Annotated in this window: 21 protein-coding genes; 10 read left to right on the top strand and 11 right to left on the bottom strand. The window is 62.8% G+C overall.

Annotated features, from left to right (window positions below):
• Positions 1-577 precede the first annotated feature (577 nt).
• Positions 578-1777 (bottom strand): tyrosine--tRNA ligase, encoded by a 1200-nt coding sequence (gene tyrS / locus JV551A3_RS03600; RefSeq protein ID WP_133970116.1) that lies wholly within the window; start codon positions 1775-1777, stop codon positions 578-580.
• Between the two features lie 213 nt (positions 1778-1990).
• Here tyrS and JV551A3_RS03590 point away from each other — a divergent pair, with 213 nt between their 5' ends.
• Together JV551A3_RS03590 and JV551A3_RS03585 are read left to right on the top strand one after the other, a co-directional pair.
• A complete protein-coding gene (locus JV551A3_RS03590; RefSeq protein ID WP_133970115.1) occupies positions 1991-3412 on the top strand; it encodes a peptidoglycan DD-metalloendopeptidase family protein in 1422 nt (473 codons plus the stop codon).
• 4 nt (positions 3413-3416) lie between these two features.
• Entirely contained in the window at positions 3417-4508 is a 1092-nt protein-coding gene (locus tag JV551A3_RS03585) for an anhydro-N-acetylmuramic acid kinase (protein WP_133970114.1), read from the top strand.
• A gap of 57 nt (positions 4509-4565) precedes the next feature.
• On the opposite strand, the gene erpA is transcribed toward JV551A3_RS03585, so the two are convergent.
• A complete protein-coding gene (gene erpA, locus JV551A3_RS03580; RefSeq protein ID WP_015268740.1) occupies positions 4566-4916 on the bottom strand; it encodes an iron-sulfur cluster insertion protein ErpA in 351 nt (116 codons plus the stop codon).
• 146 nt (positions 4917-5062) lie between these two features.
• The gene (gene argC, locus JV551A3_RS03575; RefSeq protein WP_025337480.1) at positions 5063-6097 is read right to left on the bottom strand and encodes an N-acetyl-gamma-glutamyl-phosphate reductase; all 1035 of its coding nucleotides are present in this window, start codon (positions 6095-6097) and stop codon (positions 5063-5065) included.
• A 141-nt stretch (positions 6098-6238) separates the two neighbouring features.
• Between argC and hemJ the strand changes: the two genes are divergently transcribed.
• The 6 genes from hemJ to JV551A3_RS03545 all read left to right on the top strand — a co-directional run bounded on the left by hemJ (position 6239) and on the right by JV551A3_RS03545 (position 10665).
• Complete coding sequence (hemJ, locus tag JV551A3_RS03570) at positions 6239-6664, top strand: protoporphyrinogen oxidase HemJ (RefSeq protein ID WP_112251589.1); 426 nt, start codon at positions 6239-6241, stop codon at positions 6662-6664.
• A 28-nt stretch (positions 6665-6692) separates the two neighbouring features.
• Entirely contained in the window at positions 6693-7649 is a 957-nt protein-coding gene (locus tag JV551A3_RS03565; RefSeq protein WP_133970113.1) for an NAD(P)H-dependent flavin oxidoreductase, read from the top strand.
• Between the two features lie 67 nt (positions 7650-7716).
• Entirely contained in the window at positions 7717-8499 is a 783-nt protein-coding gene (locus tag JV551A3_RS03560) for an SDR family NAD(P)-dependent oxidoreductase (protein WP_085618970.1), read from the top strand.
• A gap of 63 nt (positions 8500-8562) precedes the next feature.
• Entirely contained in the window at positions 8563-8901 is a 339-nt protein-coding gene (locus JV551A3_RS03555) for a histidine triad nucleotide-binding protein (RefSeq protein ID WP_012316537.1), read from the top strand.
• Positions 8902-8966: 65 nt separating this feature from the next.
• Complete coding sequence (gene coq7, locus JV551A3_RS03550; protein WP_003258825.1) at positions 8967-9614, top strand: 2-polyprenyl-3-methyl-6-methoxy-1,4-benzoquinone monooxygenase; 648 nt, start codon at positions 8967-8969, stop codon at positions 9612-9614.
• A gap of 10 nt (positions 9615-9624) precedes the next feature.
• A complete protein-coding gene (locus JV551A3_RS03545; protein ID WP_133970112.1) occupies positions 9625-10665 on the top strand; it encodes a DUF2157 domain-containing protein in 1041 nt (346 codons plus the stop codon).
• Positions 10666-10788: 123 nt separating this feature from the next.
• On the opposite strand, the gene JV551A3_RS03540 is transcribed toward JV551A3_RS03545, so the two are convergent.
• Positions 10789-11217, bottom strand: coding sequence for an OsmC family protein (locus tag JV551A3_RS03540; RefSeq protein WP_133970111.1), 429 nt, complete (start codon positions 11215-11217; stop codon positions 10789-10791).
• A 192-nt stretch (positions 11218-11409) separates the two neighbouring features.
• On the opposite strand from JV551A3_RS03540, the gene crp reads away from it, so the two are divergent.
• Entirely contained in the window at positions 11410-12054 is a 645-nt protein-coding gene (gene crp / locus JV551A3_RS03535; RefSeq protein WP_112251579.1) for a cAMP-activated global transcriptional regulator CRP, read from the top strand.
• Here crp and JV551A3_RS03530 read toward each other — a convergent pair.
• The 4 genes from JV551A3_RS03530 to JV551A3_RS03510 all read right to left on the bottom strand — a co-directional run bounded on the left by JV551A3_RS03530 (position 12051) and on the right by JV551A3_RS03510 (position 15406).
• Entirely contained in the window at positions 12051-12755 is a 705-nt protein-coding gene (locus tag JV551A3_RS03530) for a lipoate--protein ligase family protein (protein ID WP_133970110.1), read from the bottom strand. The two genes, crp and JV551A3_RS03530, sit on opposite strands and share 4 nt — an antisense overlap.
• Before the next feature lie 168 nt (positions 12756-12923).
• Complete coding sequence (trpC, locus tag JV551A3_RS03520; RefSeq protein ID WP_133970108.1) at positions 12924-13757, bottom strand: indole-3-glycerol phosphate synthase TrpC; 834 nt, start codon at positions 13755-13757, stop codon at positions 12924-12926.
• Positions 13754-14803 carry an anthranilate phosphoribosyltransferase gene (gene trpD / locus JV551A3_RS03515; protein ID WP_087502057.1) on the bottom strand — a complete coding sequence of 350 codons (1050 nt, stop codon included), beginning with the start codon at positions 14801-14803 and terminating at the stop codon, positions 13754-13756. Before trpD ends, trpC begins: the two co-directional genes overlap by 4 nt.
• Positions 14804-14812: 9 nt before the next feature.
• Positions 14813-15406 (bottom strand): aminodeoxychorismate/anthranilate synthase component II, encoded by a 594-nt coding sequence (locus JV551A3_RS03510; RefSeq protein WP_133970107.1) that lies wholly within the window; start codon positions 15404-15406, stop codon positions 14813-14815.
• Between the two features lie 369 nt (positions 15407-15775).
• Between JV551A3_RS03510 and estP the strand changes: the two genes are divergently transcribed.
• Complete coding sequence (gene estP, locus JV551A3_RS03505) at positions 15776-17656, top strand: esterase EstP (protein ID WP_133970106.1); 1881 nt, start codon at positions 15776-15778, stop codon at positions 17654-17656.
• 126 nt (positions 17657-17782) lie between these two features.
• Here the strand turns inward: estP and trpE are convergent, their stop codons facing one another.
• The 3 genes from trpE to rpe all read right to left on the bottom strand — a co-directional run bounded on the left by trpE (position 17783) and on the right by rpe (position 20823).
• The gene (gene trpE, locus JV551A3_RS03500) at positions 17783-19264 is read right to left on the bottom strand and encodes an anthranilate synthase component I (RefSeq protein ID WP_013970606.1); all 1482 of its coding nucleotides are present in this window, start codon (positions 19262-19264) and stop codon (positions 17783-17785) included.
• Positions 19265-19333: 69 nt separating this feature from the next.
• A complete protein-coding gene (locus JV551A3_RS03495) occupies positions 19334-20152 on the bottom strand; it encodes a phosphoglycolate phosphatase (RefSeq protein ID WP_133970105.1) in 819 nt (272 codons plus the stop codon).
• Complete coding sequence (gene rpe, locus JV551A3_RS03490; protein WP_027917448.1) at positions 20149-20823, bottom strand: ribulose-phosphate 3-epimerase; 675 nt, start codon at positions 20821-20823, stop codon at positions 20149-20151. The genes JV551A3_RS03495 and rpe overlap by 4 nt, the downstream gene beginning before the upstream one ends.
• Between the last annotated feature and the right edge of the window lie 187 nt (positions 20824-21010).

The following is a 21010-nucleotide window of genomic DNA, read 5'->3' as shown; positions in this document are numbered from 1 at the left end:
CCTCATTTGCTGTCAAGCGTTTATTTTGAAGTTTTTTGCGAGAAACTCGTTTAGCTTCAAACACTTGACTCGCTGCGATCTCTCGTAGCGGGAGGCGAATCATACAGCGTTTAAAAGCGCTGTCAACCATCATCTCAACCGCTGTCGATCAGTCGATCGTAGCGCTTTCAGTTTCTTCTTGACTACTTAACTCGTTGATGAACAAGGAGTTTTTCGTTTCGATGTCGCTGGAAGTGGGGCGCATTATAAGGGGATTCAGAACCCCGTCAACCTTTAATTTCGAGAAATTGGAATATCAGGGGAAAAGACCGCACCAAAGCCACCAGGTGCTCGCCACAACACCTTCAGCGCCTATGAGATCGAGCGCCGCGCGGGCGGCGCTCGATCTCACAGGCGCTACAAGGGCTGTGGCGGACACCTCTCAAAGCCAATGTCATCTATAGACAGGCCCATATAGACAGGCCCATACCCGTCCTGACGCCCACCACAGCAACAGCAACAACCAAACCCCAGCCCCAAAAACAAAGCGGGGAGGCCTACCGGCCTCCCCGCTTCTATATAGCTACCCCCAAGACAATCACTCAGCCTTCAAGGTAACCCGCGCAAACGACTTCTTGCCCGCCTGGCACACATGGGTGGCACCCAGCGCAAACATGAAGTCACGATCAACCACCGCGCCATCAACCTTGACCGCACCGCCGTTCAGCAAATCCCGCGCCTGCGCCGAGTTCTTCACCAGGCCAGCCCGGTTCAGCACGGCAGCAATCGGCAGGCTTTCCGCCGCAGCCACTTCAACTTCCGGCAGGTCTTCCGGCAGCTCGCCTTCCTTCATACGGTTGCCCGCGGCACGGTGAGCGTTGGCCGCGGCCTCCTCGCCATGGAAGCGCGCGACGATTTCTTCCGCCAGCTTGATCTTGATGTCGCGCGGGTTGGCACCATTGGCGACATCGGTACGGAACTGCTCGATCTCGTCCATCGAACGGAAGCTCAGCAGCTCGAAGTAGCGCCACATCAGGGTATCCGGGATCGACACCAGCTTGCTGTACATCACCCCCGGCGCTTCCTGGATACCTACATAGTTGCCCAGCGACTTGGACATCTTCTTCACGCCGTCGAGCCCTTCGAGCAGCGGCATGGTCACGATGTTCTGCGCTTCCTGGCCATAGGCGCGCTGCAGCTCCCGCCCCATCAGCAGGTTGAACTTCTGGTCAGTACCACCCAGCTCGACATCAGCCTTCAGCGCCACCGAGTCATAGCCCTGCACCAGCGGGTACAGGAACTCATGGATGGCAATAGGCTGGTTGGTGGTGTAGCGCTTGTCGAAGTCATCGCGCTCGAGCATGCGTGCCACGGTGTACTGCGACGCCAGGCGAATGAAGTCGGCCGGGGTCAGCTTGTCCATCCAGGTGGAGTTGAACGCAACCTCGGTCTTGGCCGGGTCGAGGATCTTGAACACCTGCTGCTTGTAGGTCTCGGCGTTTTCCAGCACTTGTTCGCGGGTCAACGGCGGGCGAGTGGCGCTCTTGCCGCTCGGGTCGCCAATCATGCCGGTGAAGTCACCGATCAGGAAGATGACCTGGTGCCCCAGGTCCTGGAACTGGCGCAGCTTGTTGATCAGCACCGTGTGCCCAAGGTGCAGGTCAGGGGCGGTCGGGTCGAAGCCGGCCTTGATGCGCAGAGGCTGGCCGCGCTTGAGCTTCTCCACCAGTTCCGACTCGACCAGTACTTCTTCCGCACCGCGCTTGATAAGCGCCAGCTGCTCTTCAACCGACTTCATAGACAAACCCGCAAGGCTCAGATTCAGGGGGAGCCAACCATACAAGATCGGCCGTCAATTACAAGTTTCGCAAAGGAATGTGACCCGAACACGGGCTTCCGGCGTCTACGCGCCCTTGCGTGAAAATGGATTTGGTTATATTTTATACAGTTATTTCATCTTCATCATGTCATTCATCTTTTCCATTTCACCTTTTTCAAAGTCACCTTGCCCATGACCAACGAACCGCCTAAAGCGCCCCCGCTTTATCCGAAAAGCCATCTGTTGGCCGCAAGCGGCATCGCCGCCCTGCTCAGCCTGGCCCTGCTGGTGTTCCCCTCCAGCGAAGTGGAAGCCAAGAAAACCACCCTCAACCTCGAGCTGGAGAGCCCTGCCGAACAGTTGAAGGACGAATCCCGCGCTGCACCCCTGGTGCAGGCAGAAGGTGAGCAAGGCTCGCCATTCGCCCAGATAGAGGATGCAGCCCCCGAAACCCAGAACGCCGAACAGGAAGCCCCTGGCGCCGCGCCGGTCGTCGAAGCCATCAAGGAACCCAGCCACCGCGAAGTCACCGTGGCTCGTGGTGACACCCTGTCCACTCTGTTCGCCAAGGTCGGCCTGCCAAGCAATGCGGTGCACGACCTGTTGGCCAGCAACAAGCAGGCCAAGCAGTTCAGCCAGCTCAAGCATGGCCAGGTGCTGCAGTTCGAACTCGACAAGGACGGCCAGCTGGCCAGCCTGCACACCAAGGTCAGCAACCTCGAGACCATTCGCCTTACCAAGACCGACAAGGGCTACACCTTCAATCGCGAAATCAGCAAGCCGGTAGTGCGTACCGCCTACGCCCACGGCGTGATCAAAAGCTCGCTGTCAGCTTCGGCCCAGCGCGCCGGCCTGTCCCACAGCATGACCATGGACATGGCCCGGGTACTGGGTTATGACATCGATTTCGCCCAGGACATTCGCCCGGGCGATGAATTCGATGTGGTCTACGAGCAGAAGGTAATGGACGGCAAGGTCGTCGGCACAGGCAACATCCTGTCCGCGCGCTTCACCAACCGCGGCAAGACCTACACCGCCGTGCGCTATACCAACAAGCAGGGCAACACCAGCTACTACACCGCCGATGGCAACAGCCTGCGCAAGGCCTTCATCCGCACCCCGGTCGACTTCGCCCGCATCAGCTCGCGCTTCTCCGCCGGCCGCAAGCACCCGATCCTGAACAAGATCCGCGCCCACAAAGGCGTCGACTACGCCGCCCCCCGCGGTACTCCGATCAAGGCAGCCGGTGACGGCCGCATCGAGCTGGCCGGGCGTCGCGGTGGTTACGGCAACACCGTGATCATCCAGCACGGCAACCGCTACAAGACGCTGTACGGCCACATGCAGGGCTTTGCCAAGGGCATCAAGACCGGCAGCTCGGTCAAGCAGGGCCAGATCATCGGCTACATCGGCACCACCGGCCTGTCCACCGGCCCGCACCTGCATTACGAGTTCCAGGTCAACGGTGTGCACGTCGACCCGCTGAGCCAGAAAGTGCCGATGGCCGACCCGATCGCCAGGAACGAGCGCCAGCGTTTCCTGCAGCAGAGCCAGCCCCTGATCGCCCGCATGGATCAGGAAAAGGCCACCCTGCTCGCAGCGAACAAGCGTTAATCCCGTGGCGCTCTACCTGGGGGTGATGTCCGGCACCAGCCTTGATGGGTTGGACATTGCCTTGATCAAGCAAGGCGAGCAGCTAGAACTGCTCGCCACCCACTACCTGCCGATGCCCGGCGACCTGCGCCAGGAACTGCTGAGCCTTTGCAGCAGCGGCCCTGACGAGATCGCCCGCGCCGCACTGGCAGAAAACTGCTGGGCCAGCCTGGCAGGCGAAGGCATCCGCCAACTGCTGACCAGGCAAGGGCTGCCGGCCGAAGCCATCCGCGCCATCGGCAGCCACGGCCAGACCATCCGCCACGAGCCTGCGCGCGGTTTTACCGTGCAGATCGGCAACCCGGCGCTGCTGGCCGAGCTTACCGGCATCAGCGTGGTAGCCGACTTCCGCCGTCGCGATGTGGCCGCCGGTGGCCAAGGTGCACCTCTGGTGCCGGCCTTCCATGAAACCCTGTTCAGCCACCTGGGCCAGCGCCTGGCCATTCTGAACGTGGGCGGTTTCAGCAACCTCAGCCTGATCGAACACGACAAGCCGGTCCATGGCTTCGACTGCGGCCCGGGCAACGTGCTGCTGGATGCCTGGGTCGAACGCAAGCGCGGCCAGGCCTACGATGCGGACGGGGCTTGGGCTGCCTCGGGCGTGGTGCAGGCCGACTTGCTCGACGCATTGCTGGCCGACCCGTTCTTCGCCGGCAGCGGCCCGAAGAGCACCGGCCGCGAAGTGTTCAACCTTCCCTGGCTGGATGGTCACCTGGCCCGCCTGCCCGCTTACCGCGACGAGGATGTACAAGCTACCTTGCTGGAACTGACCGCACGCAGCATCATCGACTCGTTGAGCAACGCCCAGCAAGGCACCGAAGCGCTGCTGGTTTGCGGTGGCGGTGCGCGCAACGGCGCCCTGATGACGCGCCTCGGCCAGTTGCTGCCCTACGCCCGTGTCGCCAGCACCGGCGCCCATGGCGTGGACCCGGACTGGGTCGAAGCCATGGCCTTCGCCTGGCTGGCCCACTGCTGCCTGGAGGGTATAGCCGCCAACCGCCCAAGCGTGACAGCGGCCAAGGGCCTTCGCGTACTCGGCGCAATCTACCCGGCCTGAACTACGCCAGAAAGCAAAACGCCGCGCAATTGCGCGGCGTTTTCGTATGGCCAGGCCTCAGATCGAGAACGAGGAACCGCAGCCACAGGTGGTAGCAGCGTTCGGGTTCTTGATCACGAAGCGCGAGCCTTCCAGGCCTTCCTGGTAATCCACTTCGGCGCCGGCCAGGTACTGGAAGCTCATCGGGTCGACCACAAGGGAAACACCTTCGCGCTCGACGATGGTGTCGTCTTCAGCCACGTCTTCATCGAAGGTGAAGCCATACTGGAAGCCCGAGCAACCGCCACCGGTGACGAACACGCGCAGTTTCAGACGATCGTTGCCCTCTTCGGAAACCAGGTTCTTCACCTTTTGCGCAGCGCCGTGGGTGAATTCCAAAGCGGTAGGGGTGAAGGTTTCGACGCTCATGTTGATTCTCCCGGCGTGGTAGCCGCCATAAAACTCGATGACGCGCATTATCCGCTTTCCCGAGAAAATCGGTCAAGAATTGTGCGGCTTTAGTCGCGACATACAAAAAGGCCCGCACGACGCGGGCCTTTTCGAACGCTGGCTGCTTACGGCAGCAGGCCCGCGTGGGAGAGACCCATGCGCTCGTCCAGGCCAAACAGGATGTTGAGGTTCTGCACCGCCTGGCCAGACGCGCCCTTGACCAGGTTGTCGATCACCGACAGCACCACCACCAAGTCGCCACCCTGCGGGCGATGAACGGCAATGCGGCAGACGTTGGCGCCACGCACGCTGCGGGTTTCCGGATGGCTGCCAGCTGGCATCACATCGACGAACGGTTCATCGGCATAGCGTTTCTCGAACAGCGCCTGCAGGTCGACCGAAGTGTCGGCAACGGTTGCGTAGAGGGTGGCGTGAATGCCACGGATCATTGGCGTCAGGTGCGGCACGAAAGTCAGGCCGATATCCTTGCCAGCGGCCAGGCGCAGGCCCTGGCTGATTTCCGGCAGGTGGCGATGGCCCTTCACTGCGTATGCTTTCATGCTTTCGCCGGCTTCGCAGAACAGCGAGCCCACCGCCGCACCACGGCCAGCGCCGCTGACACCCGACTTGCAGTCGGCGATCAACCGCGACGGGTCGGCCAGGCCAGCTTCCAGCAGCGGCAGGAAGCCCAGTTGGGTGGCGGTCGGGTAGCAACCCGGAACAGCGATCAGGCGCGCCTGGCGAATCTTCTCGCGGTTGACTTCAGGCAGGCCATATACCGCGTCCTTGAGCAGCTCTGGCGCACCGTGCGGCTGGCCGTACCACTTGCCCCACTCGGCGGCGTCCTGCAAGCGGAAGTCGGCAGACAGGTCGATCACCTTGGTACCCGCCGCCAGCAGCTCGCCGGCCAGGGCGTGGGCAACACCGTGCGGGGTGGCGAAGAACACCACATCGCAGGCGGCCAAGGTCTTGCTGTCTGGCACGCTGAACGCCAGCCCGTCATAGTGGCCGCGCAGGTTCGGGTACATGTCCGCCACCGCAACGCCCGCCTCGGAGCGCGAAGTGATGACCGCCACTTCGGCCTGTGGATGCTGTGCCAGCAGACGCAACAGTTCGACGCCGGTGTAACCCGTGCCGCCGACGATACCGACCTTGATCATAACGCTTGCCCCTTATCAACGAGCCGTCTGGAAAGCGCACGATAATAGGGGCGCAAGGCGCCTGTAACAACTCTTCGGGTGACCCTTCGGGCGCTTGACCACTACTATCTGACGACCGTGAATCCCTGAAGGAACTCCCCCATGCTTTACCTATGGATCAAAGCGCTGCATATCGTCAGCGTGGTCTGCTGGTTCGCCGGCCTGTTCTACCTGCCGCGGTTGTTCGTCTACCACGCCCAGAGCCAGGACAGCATCAGCCAGGACCGCTTCGTGACCATGGAACGCAAGCTGTACCGCGGCATCATGAATCCGGCAATGATCGCCACCTACGTGTTCGGCGCCTGGATGCTCTATCTCAACCCGGGCTGGCTGAGTCAGGGCTGGCTGCATGCCAAGCTGACCCTGGTCATCCTGCTGACCGGCTACCATCACGTGTGCGGTGCCCAGCGCAAACGCTTCGCCAGCGGCAGCAACACCCGCAGCCACGTCTACTATCGCTGGTTCAACGAAGTGCCCGTGCTGTTCCTGCTGGGTATCGTAATTCTGGTGGTGGTCAAACCGTTCTGACATAGCCACCCGCTCAAGGAGCCTTGCCATGTCGTTACCTGCCTCCCTCGAACAACGCCTGCGCCTGCCCGTGGTTGCCGCACCGATGTTCCTGATCTCCAACCCCAGGCTGGTTCTGGCCTGCTGCTCCAGCGGCGTGGTCGGCAGCTTCCCGGCCCTCAACCAGCGCGACAGCGCCGGCTTCAAGGCCTGGCTGGAGGAAATCGAGGCGGGCCTGGCGCAACTGCAGGCGCCAGCGCCCTATGCCGTCAACCTGATCGTCCACCCGACCAACCCGCGCCTGAAGGCTGACCTGGCGTTGTGCGTGGAGCACCGCGTACCAATCGTCATCACCAGCCTCGGCGCGGTGAAGGAAGTGGTCGATGCCGTGCATGGCTACGGCGGCCTGGTGTTCCATGATGTCACCACCCGCCGCCATGCCGAGAAAGCCGCCGAAGCCGGTGTCGACGGCCTGATCGCCGTCGCCGCGGGAGCAGGCGGCCATGCCGGCACCTGGAGCCCGTTCGCCCTGGCCGCGGAAATTCGTCAGTTCTTCGACAAGACCTTGCTGCTGGCCGGCTGCCTCAACCACGGCCACGAGATCCTCGCCGCGCAAATGCTGGGGGCGGATCTTGCGTACATGGGCACCCGCTTCATCGCCACCGCAGAAAGCCAGGCTCCGGACGCCTACAAGCAGATGCTGCTCGATTCCCATGCCGCCGACATCATTCACACCCCGGCGGTGTCCGGCGTCCCTGCCAGCTTCCTGCGCCCGAGCCTGGAGCAGGCTGGCTACGACATGGAAGCCCTCAAGGGAGGCCACGAGCAAGGCAAACTCAAGCCGATCGACGACGAAGCCAAGGCCTGGAAGACCGTATGGTCGGCGGGCCAGGGCGTCGGCGGTATCGACGACCTGCCCAGCGCCAGCGCGCTGATCGAGCGGCTGCATAACGAGTACCGGGACGCCCTGGAACGCTGCCAGGCCCTGCGCACCCGTACCCCGTAGCAAAAGGCAACACCTTGCCCGGCCAAGCTGTACACTAGGCGCCCTCTTCAGCCCCCAGGAGCCTTGCATGACCCGTTACGCCATGATCACTGGTGCTTCCAGCGGCCTGGGCCTGGCCCTGGCGGAAGCCCTGGCACGGCGCGGGCGCAACCTGATCCTGGTGGCACGCCAGCGTGAAACGCTGGAGCCGGTGGCCATCGAATTGACCCAGCGTTTCGGGGTGGAGGTGCTGTTCCGTGCCTGCGACCTCAGCCAACCGTTGCGCTTGTCGGGCTTCGTGCTGGAACTGGAAGAAGGCGAGCGGCGCATCGACCTGCTGGTCAATTGTGCCGGCCTGCGCACCTACGGGCCATTCCTGGCCCATGAGTGGGCCGACGAGCAGGACCTGCTGGAAGTCAACGTGCTGGCCCTGAGCCGCCTGTGCCACGCCATCGGCAACCTGATGGCCGTGCAGGGCGGCGGGCAAATCCTCAATGTCGCCGGCTTGGCCGGGGTGGCGCCTGGCCCGTGGATGGCCGCCTATGCCGCCAGCAAGGCCTATGTGCTGAGCTTCTCCCAGGCCTTGCGCGAAGAACTCAAACGCACCGGCATCAAGGTCTCGGTACTGTGCCCCGGCCCGGTGCGCTCCTCGCGCCGGCGCATTCCACGGCTGGATGGCAAGCCGCGCTGCCTCAGCCCTGAGGAGGTGGCCCTGTATACCGTGCGCGCGCTGGACAAGAACCGCGCACTTATCCTGCCCGGCCGGCGCAACCGTTGGCTGGCGTTCGCCCCGCGCCTGCTGCCGCGCTGGCTGGTGCGCAAGCTGGCCGGGGCCATCCACCGCCGCTATTGCCCGGTTGGCATGGAATAGCTACTGGGCGAGCGGCGCCCGGCTGAGTACACTCGGCCCGACCCTCACCATGGAGCAAGTGCTGTGGACGATTTATTCATCAAGATCATCAACCGGGAAATCCCGGCGAAGATCATCTACGAAGACGACCAGGTCCTGGCGTTCCACGATATCGCCCCCCAGGCGCCGGTGCATTTTCTGGTCATCCCGAAAAAGCACATCCGCACCCTCAATGACTTGACCGAAGAAGACAAAGGCCTGGCTGGCCACATCTTGTTCACCGCCCAGCGCCTGGCCAAGGAACTTGGCTGCGAGGACGGCTTCCGCGTGGTCATGAACTGTAACGAGCAAGGCGGCCAGACTGTCTACCACATCCACATGCATGTGCTTGGCCAGCGCCAGATGCACTGGCCGCCGGGCTGATCCACGGCAAGCGACCCTGCCACTATTGCGGTAAACTGTCGGGCACATTCTTGCGGAGGTGCCCGATGGCTACCGAACGTCACTACTCGCCGCTTGACCGCTTGTTGCTGCAGGCCGATACGGCCATGCGTACCTTGCTGCCCTTCAGCGGCCAACCCGCCCGTCCATCGCCGGCCATCGTCCAGCCGGACGTCGATCTGGACGAACAGCAGGCCCGCCATGTTGCCGGGCTGATGCGTATCAACCACACCGGTGAAGTCTGCGCCCAAGCGCTGTATCAGGGCCAAGCCCTGACCGCCAAGCTACCCGAAGTGCGCAAGGCCATGGAACACGCCGCCGAGGAAGAAGTGGACCACCTGGCCTGGTGCGAACAGCGTATTCGCCAGCTGAACAGCCACCCCAGCGTGCTCAACCCATTGTTCTACGGCATGTCGTTCGGCATCGGCGCACTCGCCGGGCTGGTCAGCGACAAGGTCAGCCTGGGCTTCGTCGCCGCTACCGAGCACCAGGTGTGCAAGCACCTCGACGAACACCTGGAGCAGATCCCCCAGGAAGACGAAAAGTCCCGGGCCATCCTCGAACAAATGCGCGTCGATGAGGAACAGCACGCCGAGTCTGCACTGGAAGCCGGCGGTTATCGTTTCCCTGCCCCTGTCCGCTTTGGCATGAGCCTGTTGGCCAAGGTCATGACCAAGAGCACCTACCGTATCTGAAGGCATCGCCATGACGGACCGTTTCGACGCCAAGGACTTGGCGCGTGCCGTGCAAGCCGGCATTCTCCAGCCGGGCCAGGACCAGGCCCTGCTGGCTTTCTTGCGCCAGCAACCGGCGCAACGTGGCAGCTTCCAGCTGGCCCATGTCGCCTTTTACTTTGGCGCCATGCTGATCATGGCCGCAATGGGCTGGTTGCTCACCGAAGCCTGGATGCGCATCGGCGACTGGGCGCTGCTGTTAATCGCCAGCCTCTATTTCCTTTTGCTCACGCTGTTCGCCGTTAACCTGCAACGGCGCGAACAACCTGTCGCGGCCGGGGTACTAGCGGCGGTCGCGGTCAGCATCGTGCCGCTGGTGGTATTCGCCATCGAACGGCTGGCCGGCTGGTGGCCGTTGGATGATGCGCAGGCCGACTACCACCAGTACTACACCTACGTGCAGGGCGGCTGGCTGGCAATGGAAGCGGCCACGGTGCTCGCCGGGTTGCTGATGCTGAGGGTGATTCCCTACCCGTTCATCGTCATGCCGATTGCCGTGGCCTTGTGGTTCATGTCGATGGACCTGAGCGAATGGTTCTTCGGTTCGCCATTCAGCTGGGAGCAACGCCGCGAGGTTTCGTTGTGGTTCGGGCTGGGGTTGCTTGTGGTATTCCTGGTGGTGGACGGGCGCACTCGCGACGATTACGCCCGCTGGGGTTACCTGGCCGGATTGGCGGCACTCTGGGGTGGGCTGACGCTGATGGACAGCGGCAGTGAGCTGGGCAAGGCCCTGTACTGCCTGATCAACATTGCCCTGATGGGCATGGCGGTGCTGCTGCGCCGGCCGGTGTTCATGGTGTTCGGGGCGTTGGGCGTGGCGGCTTACCTGGGGTACCTGTCGTACGAGGTGTTTGCCGATTCGCTGCTGTTCCCGGTAGTGGTGACCCTGATCGGGCTGGGGGTTATCGGGTTGGGGCTGGTTTACCAGAAGCGGCGGGAGCGGTTGAGCCAAGCACTGAGAAACGGATTACCGCAATGGTTGCGGTCGACCCTTCCGGCCCTGCGCGATTGAATATCGCCGGGGCCGCTTTGCGGCCCTTTCGCGACACAAGGCCGCTCCCACATTGATCGGCGTATGCTGTCCCTTGTGGGAGCGGCCTTGTGTCGCGATGGGGCGCTAAGCGGCCCCAAGATGTCAGCCTTGACCTAGCTCTACAATCTGGTACCCGTGGGTAATCTCAACCCCGGCACGCTCGAGCATGATCGAAGCCGAGCAATACTTCTCCGCCGACAGCTCCACCGCACGCTTGACCTGGCTTTCCTTCAGCCCACGCCCCTTCACCACGAAGTTCATGTGTATCTGGGTAAACACCTTCGGGTCTTCGCTGGCACGCTCGGCCTCCAGGAACGCCTCACAGCTTTCCACCGCCTGGCGCGACTTCTTCAGAATGCTGACCACATCAAAGCTGCTGCAGCCACCCAGGCCCAGCAACAGCATTTCCATCGGGCGCACGCCCAGGTTGCGGCCGCCGGCCTCGGGCGGGCCGTCCATCACGACGACATGGCCGCTCCCCGATTCGCCGAGGAACATCGCCTCACCGGCCCACTGGATACGTGCCTTCATCTACCCGGACTCCTGATTTACGGAAAAGGGTGTCAGCTTAGACCTTGTGCGGCTGTGGGAAAAGTACGAGTCGTGTCGGTTTAGTACCGAAACATCCTGTAGTGTCTGATAAGCTGGCGCCAAATGACTGGCGCGCACCGCCAGCCAACCTTTATAAAAAAGCCTATGCGTCATATCGAACAGGATTTCGTGATGGTTGCTTCCGCCCTACCCGCCAAGATCAAGAACATCGACAAGCTGCTGGTGCACTGCCAGCGCCGTCGCTATACCGCCAAAAGCAATATCATCTGCGCCGGCGACCGGGCCGAGACACTGTCGTTCATCATCAAGGGCTCGGTCACCATTCTCATCGAGGACGACAACGGCCATGAAATGATCATCGCCTACCTGAACAGTGGCGACTTCTTCGGCGAGCTGGGCCTGTTCGAACCAGCCGAAGGCGATCAGCAACGCAGTGCCTGGGTGCGCGCCAAGACCGAATGCGAAGTAGCCGAAATCAGTTATGAGAAGTTTCGCGAATTGGCGCGCCAGGACCCGGAAATCCTCTACGCTCTGGGCAGCCAGATGGCCCAGCGCCTGCGCAACACCACGCGCAAGGTCGGCGACCTGGCATTCTTCGACGTTACCGGGCGTGTCGCCCGCTGCCTGCTGGAACTGTGCAAGCAACCCGACGCCATGACCCACCCCGACGGCATGCAGATCAAGATCACTCGTCAGGAAATCGGCCGCATCGTCGGTTGCTCGCGGGAAATGGTCGGCCGCGTCCTCAAGGACCTTGAAGAGCGCAGCCTGGTGCAGGTCAAAGGCAAGACCATGGTGGTCTACGGTACCCGCTAGTCCTTGGGCAGGTCAGCCAGCACCGTGGCATAGGCCTGCGACAGACGCTCGAACCATGGGGCCGCGGGCGCTACCTCATGCAGGGCGATGTGCGCATCGGCGCGGCAGCGTTGTTCCAAGTCGCAGCACTCGTTGAAACGGTTGACCGCCGCCACCATCGATTCACGCTCGTTGTCCAGCAGCAGCGCACCGTGCACCAGCACCACCGGGCGCTTGCCGCCCAGCCCTTGGCGCCAGCGCTGGGCAGTGCCCACCAGCTTGCGGCCATTAAGGTTGACGTTGTAGCGACCATCGCAGAAAGCGCCGTCGATTTCGCCCACCGACGCCACCCCGCCCCACTCGCGCAGCACATCGCACAGCGGCAGGCACAAGCGCTCGTAGGCATTTTCGATACGGCCGTGATCGCCTTCGCTGCGGGGGGCTACATAGACCAGGGCGACGTTCACCGTGGCGTGTGACTGCGGCACTGGCTCGCCGCCGGTTTCGCGCAGCAGCACCGGCCAACCGGCAATTGCCAGCTCCGCGCAGGCGGCTTCGAAATTGTCCAGGCGGCTCATGCGCCGGGGCATGACCAGTGCGTGGTCGGTCGGGCGCCAGAACAGCACGCCACTGTCGCGCTCGCCGCGGCAGACGGCGGCCAGCAGTTCCTGTTCGGCGTGCAAGCCTTGTTCGACGGTCAGGGCCAGGGGTTGATCGGTCATTGATCCACCTATGTTGTTTTTTTCACCGGCCTCTTCGCGGGCTCGCCCGCTCCCACAGGTACTCCACAGGTCTTGAACACCGTGGTTATCCTGTGGGAGCGGGTTCACCCGCGAATAGGGCCATGGCAGGCATACAAAAAAGCCGGCAAAAACGCCGGCTTCATTTGATCAGTCCAGTTGCTGAACAGTCTTCTTCACCTGTTCCGGGAAGAACAACCGCTGCAGTTCCAGCCCTGGCTGCTCGGCGCGCATAAACGCCTCACCCACCAGGAATGAATAGACCTCATTGATCGTCATCAGCTCCACATCGGCCCGGTTCAAGATGCCGCTCTCGGTAATCGCCAGGCGATCACGCGGAATACGTGGCAGCAGGTCTAGGGTGGTTTCCAGGCTGACCTCGAAGGTGTGCAGGTTGCGGTTGTTCACCCCCACCAGCGGTGTATCCAGGGTTTTCAACGCGCGCTCCAGTTCATCGCCGTCGTGCACTTCCACCAGCACGTCGAGGCCGACATCCTTGGCCGTAGCCGCCAGCTCGGCCATCTTCACATCATCCAGCGCCGACACGATCAGCAGCACACAGTCCGCGCCCAGCGCTCGGGCCTCGACGATCTGGTACGGGTCAACCATGAAGTCCTTGCGGATCACCGGCAGCGACACCGCCGCTCGGGCCTGCTGCAGGTACTCGTCGGCGCCCTGGAAGTAATCCACATCGGTCAGCACCGACAGGCAAGTTGCCCCGCCCTTCTCGTAGCTGACAGCGATTTCCGCCGGCACGAAATGGTCGCGAATCACACCCTTGCTCGGCGACGCCTTCTTGATTTCGGCAATTACCGCCGGCTGCTTGCGCGCAGCTTGCTCGATCAGGGCTTTGGCAAAGCCACGCGGAGCGTCGGCAGCCTTGGCCAGACCCTCCAGTTCGGCGAGGCTGACGCGCGCGCTGCGCTCAGCCACTTCCTGAAACTTGCGGGCAATGATCCTTTCCAGCACCGTCGGCACACTCATGCTTCGTTCTCCACCTTGAATACTGCAGTAAAGGCACCCAGCTCCTGCAGCTTCTCCCAGGCCAGCCCGGTGTGCAGTACGTCGTGGGCCAGTTCCACACCGGCTTTCAGGCTCATGGCATGGTCAGCGGCATACAGCGCCGCGCCCGCATTGAGCACGATCATCTCGGCGGCCTTCTGGCCGTTTTCGGTCTTGCGCCGGCCCAACGCATCGCGGATCAGCTCCAGCGACGCCTGCGGGTTCTCGACGGCCAGGCCGTGCAAGCTCTGGCTCTTCATGCCGAGGTCTTCCGGCTCTACCCAGTATTCGGTGATCTCGCCATTCTTCAATTCGGCGACAAAAGTAGGCGCAGCCAGGCTGAACTCGTCCAGGCCGTCCTTCGAGTGCACCACCAGCACGTGCTTGCTGCCCAGGCGCTGCAGTACTTCCGCCAACGGGCGGCACAGGGCCTGAGCGAACACGCCGACCACCTGGTGCTTCACCCCGGCCGGATTCGTAAGCGGGCCGAGCATGTTGAACAGGGTACGCAGCCCCAGGTCGCGACGCGGGCCGGCAGCGTGCTTCATGGCCGAATGGTGGCTTTGCGCGAACATGAAGCCGATGCCCAGGCTGTCGATGCAGCGGGCCACCTGGGTTGGCGTCAGGTTAAGGTAAATACCGGCGGCTTCCAGCAGGTCGGCACTGCCGCTCTTGCCCGACACCGCGCGGTTGCCATGCTTGGCAACGGTGCAACCCGCCGCCGCCAGGACGAACGACGAGGCGGTGGACACGTTGAAGATATTGGCGCCATCACCGCCGGTACCGACGATATCGACCACGCCATCGAGGCTTTGCAGTTCGACCTTTTCGGCCAGCTCGCGCATCACCGACACCGCACCGACGATCTCGTCGATGCTTTCGCTCTTCATGCGCATGCCCATCAGGAAGGCGCCGATCTGCGCTTCGCTGCACTGGCCAGTCATGATCTGGCGCATGACGTCGCGCATTTCTTCGGTTGAAAGGTCCAGTTGGCCGACGATACGGCTCAACGCGCTCTTGATATCCATGTTCGATCCTTAGCGGCGGCCGCCGGTCTGCTTGAGGAAGTTGGCGAACAGTTCGTGGCCCTGTTCGGTCAGGATCGACTCGGGATGGAATTGCACCCCCTCGATATTCAGCGTCTTGTGGCGCAGGCCCATGATCTCGTCGACCGAACCGTCAGCATGGGCGGTCCAGGCGGTCACTTCCAAGCACTCTGGCAAGGTTTCGCGCTTTACCACCAGCGAGTGGTAACGGGTCACGGTCAAAGGGTTGTTGAGGCCGGTGAACACGCCCAGGTCACGATGATGTACCGGGCTGGTCTTGCCGTGCATCACCTGGCGGGCACGTACCACATCACCGCCAAAGGCCTGGCCGATGGACTGATGGCCCAGGCATACACCGAGAATCGGCAGCTTGCCGGCAAAGTGCAGGATGGCCTCGATGGATACGCCCGCCTCGCTCGGCGTGCATGGGCCGGGCGACACGACGATGCGCTCGGGGGCGAGGGCTTCGATCTGGGCAATGGTCATTTCGTCATTGCGAATGACCTTTACCTCGGCACCCAGCTCGCCAAGGTACTGAACGACGTTGTAAGTGAATGAGTCGTAATTGTCGATCATCAGTAACATCGGGTTAAACCTCTTGAATCTACTGACTTCAGAATTCGAACCTTTCTGCACCAGCCAACAGGCGCGGCTTTGCCACAAGGGGCGGTAGACAGGAAGGCAAACGGGGGCGGGCCGGACGGGCCGGCAGGGGATAAAGTCAGGCGCGCCAACGCCAACGGGCGTGGGCCTTGATTACGCGCATCAAGAGTTTGCTGACGATCAACACAGGATAGGTCTCGCTCATACGTCCCGGCACAGTAGCCTACCGGCGCGGCGGGCGCAATATGCCCGTAAACACGGGGAAACGAATGGACTTGGGAGGGATGCACCGCGATTTGCTAAGGTCGATCGGGCAATCCTTCATAAATACAAGGAAAAGGATGTTCACCGATGCGAAAAGCACCATTCCTGCGCTTTACCCTCGCCTCACTGGCGCTGGCCTGCAGCCAGGCGTTCGCGGCACCGTCGCCCTACTCCAGCATGATCGTGTTCGGCGACAGCCTCAGCGACTCGGGGCAGTTTGGCGGCATACGGTTCACCAACCGCGATGCCAATGGCAATTATGCGCCCGTGTCACCCATGATCCTGGGCGGACGATTGGGCGTGGACCCGGCTGAACTTGGCCCCTCCACCTCGCCGATCAACCCCATCCTTGGGGTGCCTGATGGCAACAACTGGGCAGTTGGCGGTTACACCACCCAGCAGATTCTGGATTCGATCACCACCACATCCGAAACCATCATCCCACCAGGGCGCCCCGGGGCCGGGCTGGTACTGCGTGACAGACCGGGCTACCTGGCCAACGGCCTGCGTGCCGACCCCAACGCGCTGTACTACCTGACCGGCGGCGGCAATGACTTCCTGCAAGGCCTGGTCAACAGCCCGGCCGACGCCGTGGCCGCCGGTTCCCGCCTGGCCGCCAGCGCGCAGGCCCTGCAGCAAGGCGGCGCCCGCTACATCATGGTCTGGCTGCTGCCCGACCTCGGGCAAACACCGAACTTCAGCGGTACGCCGCAACAAGGCCCGCTGTCGCTACTATCCGGCGCGTTCAACCAGTCGCTGCTCAGCCAGCTGGGGCAGATCGATGCCGAGATCATTCCGCTGAACATCCCCGTGCTGCTGAGCGAGGCATTGGCCAGCCCCGAGCAGTTCGGCCTGGCCAGCGGCCAGAACCTGGTTGGCACCTGCTACAGCGGTGAGGGATGCGTGGAAAACCCGGTGTATGGTGCCAACGGCGCCACGCCGGACCCGACCAAGCTGCTGTTCAACGACTCGGTGCACCCGACCATCGCCGGCCAGCAATTGATCGCCGATTACGCCTACTCGATCCTTTCCGCCCCATGGGAACTGACGCTGCTGCCCGAAATGGCCCACGCCAGCGTGCGCGCCCACCAGGACGAACTGCGCAACCAGTGGCAGACACCCTGGCAGGCGGTGGGCCAGTGGCAAGCCTTTGTCGCCAGCGGCGCCCAGGACCTGGACTACGACGGCCAACGCAGCGCGGCCAGCGGTGACGGCCGGGGCTACAACCTGACCCTGGGCGGCAGCTACCGCCTGAATGACGCCTGGCGCCTGGGCCTGGCCGGCGGCGTGTACCGGCAGAAGCTGGAAGCCGGCGAACAGGACTCGGACTACAAGCTGGACAGCTACCTTGCCAGCGTCTTCGCCCAATACCGCCAGGACCGCTGGTGGGCCGACGCGGCGCTGACCGCCGGGCACCTGGACTACAGCGACCTCAAGCGCACCTTCGCCCTTGGCGTGAACGACCGCAGCGAAAAGGGTGATACCGATGGCGAAGCCTGGGCGATGTCGGGGCGGTTGGGCTACAACCTGGCGGCTGAGAGCAGCAGCTGGCAGCTGGCGCCGTTCATCAGCGCCGACTACGCGCGGGTGAAGGTGGATGGCTATGACGAGAAAAGCGGGCGCTCGACGGCGCTGGGCTTCGATGATCAGGAACGTACATCACGCCGTTTGGGCGTGGGGTTGCTGGGCAGTGTGCAGGTGCTGCCGAGTACCCGGCTGTTCGCCGAAGTGGCGCAGGAGCATGAGTTCGAGGATGACCAGCAGGATGTGACGATGCACCTGACCAGCCTGCCGGCGAATGACTTCACCCTGACTGGGTATACGCCGCACAGCGACCTGACCCGGGCGAGCCTGGGGGTGAGCCATGAAGTGGTGGCGGGGCTGCATTTGCGCGGTAACTACAACTGGCGCAAGAGTGATGAGTTGACGCAGCAGGGGGTGAGTTTGGGAGTTAGTGTGGACTTCTGAATTTTGGGGCCGCTTGGCGGCCCATCGCGACACAAGGCCGCTCCTACAGGGCGATTGCCGAAAAAATGCGATCCCCTGTAGGAGCGGCCTTGTGTCGCGATGGGCTGCGCAGCAGCCCCAATCAATTTATTTGGCCGAAGTCTGCTCAGCCAGCGCCACCGCGCGGAACATCGCCCGGCGCTTGTTGATGGTCTCTTCCCACTCCAGCGCCGGCACCGAGTCGGCAACAATACCGCCCCCGGCCTGCACATGCAGTTCACCGTCCTTGATCACCGCAGTACGGATGGCAATCGCGGTATCCATGTTGCCGTTCCACGCGAAGTAACCCACGGCACCACCATAAACCCCACGCTTGACCGGCTCCAGCTCGTCGATGATCTCCATCGCACGAATCTTCGGTGCACCCGACAAGGTACCGGCCGGCAGGATCGCCCGCAGTGCGTCCATTGCCGTCAGCCCTTCGCGCAGCTGGCCGGTAACGTTGGACACAATGTGCATCACGTTGGAATAACGCTCGATTACCATCTTCTCGGTCAGGCGCACGCTACCGGTCGAGGACACGCGCCCGACGTCGTTACGGCCCAGGTCGATCAGCATCAGGTGCTCGGCAATTTCCTTGTCGTCCGACAGCAGGTCGTCTTCCAGCGCGCGGTCGGCCTCTTCGGTAGCACCACGCGGGCGGGTGCCGGCAATCGGGCGTACGGTTACCAGGTTGTCCTCGACGCGCACCAGCACCTCGGGCGAGCTGCCGACCACATGGAAGTCGCCAAAGTTGAAGAAGTACATGTATGGCGTCGGGTTGAAGCAGCGCAGCGCGCGGTACAGGTCGATTGGCGCAGCCTTGAAATCGATCGACATGCGTTGCGACGGCACCACCTGCATGCAGTCACCGGCCAGGATGTATTCCTTGATGCGGCCGACGGCGTTCTCGTAATCCTCGCGGGTATAGCTGGAGCGGAATTCCGGCTCGGCAGCCTGCGGGCCACTCAGATCCAGACCACGGCGTGGGGTGATCGGCTGACGCAGGGTCTCCAGCAGGCCTTGCAGGCGTGCCTGCCCCTGCTCGAAAGCCTGCTCTTCAGCCGGGTCGACCAGCACGATCGCGTGCATCTTGCCCGCCAGGTTGTCGAATACCACCACTGCATCGGACACCATCAAAAGGATATCCGGCACGCCCAGCGGGTCCGGGTTGGGGCTGGCGCCCAGGCGCTTTTCCACATAGCGCACGCAGTCGTAGCCGAAGTAACCGACCAGGCCGCCGTTGAAGCGCGGCAGGCCAGGGATATCGGCGACCTTGTAACGGTCCTTGAAGGTTTCGACGAAGGCTAGCGGGTCTTCGACGTCGTGGCTTTCCACCTCAACGCCATCCTGCAGGATGCTGACGTGGTAACCGTGCACGCGCATCACGGTGCGCGACGGCAGGCCGATCATCGAGTAACGGCCCCACTTCTCGCCGCCCTGCACCGATTCGAGCAGATACGAGTTGGGCTGGTCGGCCAGTTTCAGGTAGATCGACAGCGGCGTGTCGAAGTCGGCCAGGGTTTCGCAGGCCAGGGGAATGCGGTTGTAGCCGGCAGCGGCCAGGCGCAGGAATTCTTCGCGGGTCATGGGTAGCCTCGTGGCAAGCAGCAATAGGTCAGGCAAACGGACGGGCCGGCACGCGCCGGCAGGCGGAAGTCAGGCGCGCCAACGCCAACGGGCCAGGGCCTTGATGACTTTCATCCAGAATTTGCCGGTAACCGCCACGGTGGACTCTCTGTCTTGTGAGGCTTGAAGGTCCGCCAACGTTATCCCAGTGGCCGGGTCTGCGCAACCGGGCAGCAGTGCGCGCAGGTCGTCGATCACCAGGCTGGGGGATTCGTCGTGGATCGGCCGCCCGTGGTTGTAGCCGTAGGTCAGGCCCACGCACTGCACGCCAGCCGCCTTGGCCGCCAGCACGTCGCTGCGTGAATCGCCGACGAACAGCGACTGCTGCGGGGTAACACCGGCCATCTGCATGACGAACAGCAGCGCCGCAGGGTCTGGCTTTTTCTGCGGCAGGGTGTCGCCACCGATGATCCAGCGGAAGTAGTTGCCGATCTTCATCTGGTCCAGCAGCGGGCCAACGAAACGCTCGGGCTTGTTGGTGATCAGGGCCATTTCCACGCCCTGCTTGCGCAACCAGCGCAGGGTGTCCTGCACACCGGGGTAGACCACGGTCAGTTCGTGGCTTTCGGCATAGGCGTCCATGAACAGCGCCAGCGCCTGGTCGGCCAGCGCATCGTCTACACCAGCGTGGTCGATGCCACCGGCCAGTGCCCGGCGCACAAGCACCTGGGCACCGTTGCCCACCCAGTGGCGCACCGCCGCAAGGCCCGCAGGCGGGCGCCCCAGTTCGAGCAGCATCCGGTCCACGGCAGCGGCCAGGTCTGGCACGGAGTCGATCAGGGTACCGTCCAGATCGAACATCACCAGCCTGGGCAGCGTCCCGGGGAACAGCTGCTCGAAGCCACTCATGGGCGGGCCTGGGCCAGTTCGGCGCGCATCTTGGCGATGACTTCCTGATAGTCCGGGGCATTGAAGATCGCCGAGCCGGCAACGAACGTATCGGCGCCAGCGGCAGCGATCTCGCGAATGTTGTTGACGTTGACGCCACCGTCGATTTCCAGGCGGATATCACGGCCGCTGGCGTCGATCAGCGCACGCGCTTCGCGCAGCTTGTCGAGGGTGCCAGGGATGAATTTCTGCCCGCCAAAGCCCGGGTTGACGCTCATCAGCAGTACCATGTCGACCTTGTCCATCACGTACTTCAGGGCATCCAGGCTGGTGGCCGGGTTGAACACCAGGCCGGCCTTGCAACCACCATCCTTGATCAGCTGCAGCGAACGGTCGATGTGCTGCGAGGCTTCCGGGTGGAAGGTGATGTAGGTGGCGCCAGCTTCGATGAAGTCGCCGATGATGCGGTCGACCGGGCTGACCATCAGGTGCACGTCGATCGGCGCGGTGACACCGTACTTGCGCAGGGCGGTGCAGACCATCGGGCCGATGGTCAGGTTGGGGACGTAGTGGTTGTCCATGACATCGAAGTGGACGATGTCGGCACCCGCAGCCAATACCTTGTCGACGTCCTCGCCCAGGCGGGCGAAATCGGCGGAGAGAATGGAGGGGGCAATAGCGTAGGGCTGCATGGCGCACCTGTTGGCAGAATCACGGTGGCGCGCATTGTAACCCAGGGAAGCGGATGAAGGCTGATTAGCATCAACCTGTGCCGGCGTCTTCGCGTCTGTAGGAGCAGCCTTGTGCTGCGAAGAGGCCGGTAGGGCCGAAGAATAGCTTTTGTCTTACCGGCCTCTTCGCAGCACAAGGCTGCTCCTA

Origin of the sequence: Pseudomonas inefficax (assembly GCF_900277125.1) — a bacterium.
Classification (GTDB): Bacteria; Pseudomonadota; Gammaproteobacteria; order Pseudomonadales; family Pseudomonadaceae; genus Aquipseudomonas; species Aquipseudomonas inefficax.
Note: the sequence above shows the minus strand (reverse complement) of the source record. Positions and strands in the feature narration are given on the sequence as shown.

What these genes read in the sequence shown, in the direction of transcription:
- JV551A3_RS03590 (WP_133970115.1), top strand. Translation starts at nt 1,991, where the DNA reads ATGACCAACGAACCGCCTAAAGCGCCCCCGCTTTATCCGAAAAGCCAT.
- estP (WP_133970106.1), top strand. Translation starts at nt 15,776, where the DNA reads ATGCGAAAAGCACCATTCCTGCGCTTTACCCTCGCCTCACTGGCGCTG.
- erpA (WP_015268740.1), bottom strand. Translation starts at nt 4,916, where the DNA reads ATGAGCGTCGAAACCTTCACCCCTACCGCTTTGGAATTCACCCACGGC.
- JV551A3_RS03510 (WP_133970107.1), bottom strand. Translation starts at nt 15,406, where the DNA reads ATGTTACTGATGATCGACAATTACGACTCATTCACTTACAACGTCGTT.
- argC (WP_025337480.1), bottom strand. Translation starts at nt 6,097, where the DNA reads ATGATCAAGGTCGGTATCGTCGGCGGCACGGGTTACACCGGCGTCGAA.
- trpC (WP_133970108.1), bottom strand. Translation starts at nt 13,757, where the DNA reads ATGAGTGTGCCGACGGTGCTGGAAAGGATCATTGCCCGCAAGTTTCAG.
- rpe (WP_027917448.1), bottom strand. Translation starts at nt 20,823, where the DNA reads ATGCAGCCCTACGCTATTGCCCCCTCCATTCTCTCCGCCGATTTCGCC.
- trpE (WP_013970606.1), bottom strand. Translation starts at nt 19,264, where the DNA reads ATGACCCGCGAAGAATTCCTGCGCCTGGCCGCTGCCGGCTACAACCGC.
- trpD (WP_087502057.1), bottom strand. Translation starts at nt 14,803, where the DNA reads ATGGATATCAAGAGCGCGTTGAGCCGTATCGTCGGCCAACTGGACCTT.
- crp (WP_112251579.1), top strand. Translation starts at nt 11,410, where the DNA reads ATGGTTGCTTCCGCCCTACCCGCCAAGATCAAGAACATCGACAAGCTG.
- JV551A3_RS03530 (WP_133970110.1), bottom strand. Translation starts at nt 12,755, where the DNA reads ATGACCGATCAACCCCTGGCCCTGACCGTCGAACAAGGCTTGCACGCC.
- JV551A3_RS03540 (WP_133970111.1), bottom strand. Translation starts at nt 11,217, where the DNA reads ATGAAGGCACGTATCCAGTGGGCCGGTGAGGCGATGTTCCTCGGCGAA.
- hemJ (WP_112251589.1), top strand. Translation starts at nt 6,239, where the DNA reads ATGCTTTACCTATGGATCAAAGCGCTGCATATCGTCAGCGTGGTCTGC.
- coq7 (WP_003258825.1), top strand. Translation starts at nt 8,967, where the DNA reads ATGGCTACCGAACGTCACTACTCGCCGCTTGACCGCTTGTTGCTGCAG.
- tyrS (WP_133970116.1), bottom strand. Translation starts at nt 1,777, where the DNA reads ATGAAGTCGGTTGAAGAGCAGCTGGCGCTTATCAAGCGCGGTGCGGAA.
- JV551A3_RS03495 (WP_133970105.1), bottom strand. Translation starts at nt 20,152, where the DNA reads ATGAGTGGCTTCGAGCAGCTGTTCCCCGGGACGCTGCCCAGGCTGGTG.
- JV551A3_RS03560 (WP_085618970.1), top strand. Translation starts at nt 7,717, where the DNA reads ATGACCCGTTACGCCATGATCACTGGTGCTTCCAGCGGCCTGGGCCTG.
- JV551A3_RS03545 (WP_133970112.1), top strand. Translation starts at nt 9,625, where the DNA reads ATGACGGACCGTTTCGACGCCAAGGACTTGGCGCGTGCCGTGCAAGCC.
- JV551A3_RS03565 (WP_133970113.1), top strand. Translation starts at nt 6,693, where the DNA reads ATGTCGTTACCTGCCTCCCTCGAACAACGCCTGCGCCTGCCCGTGGTT.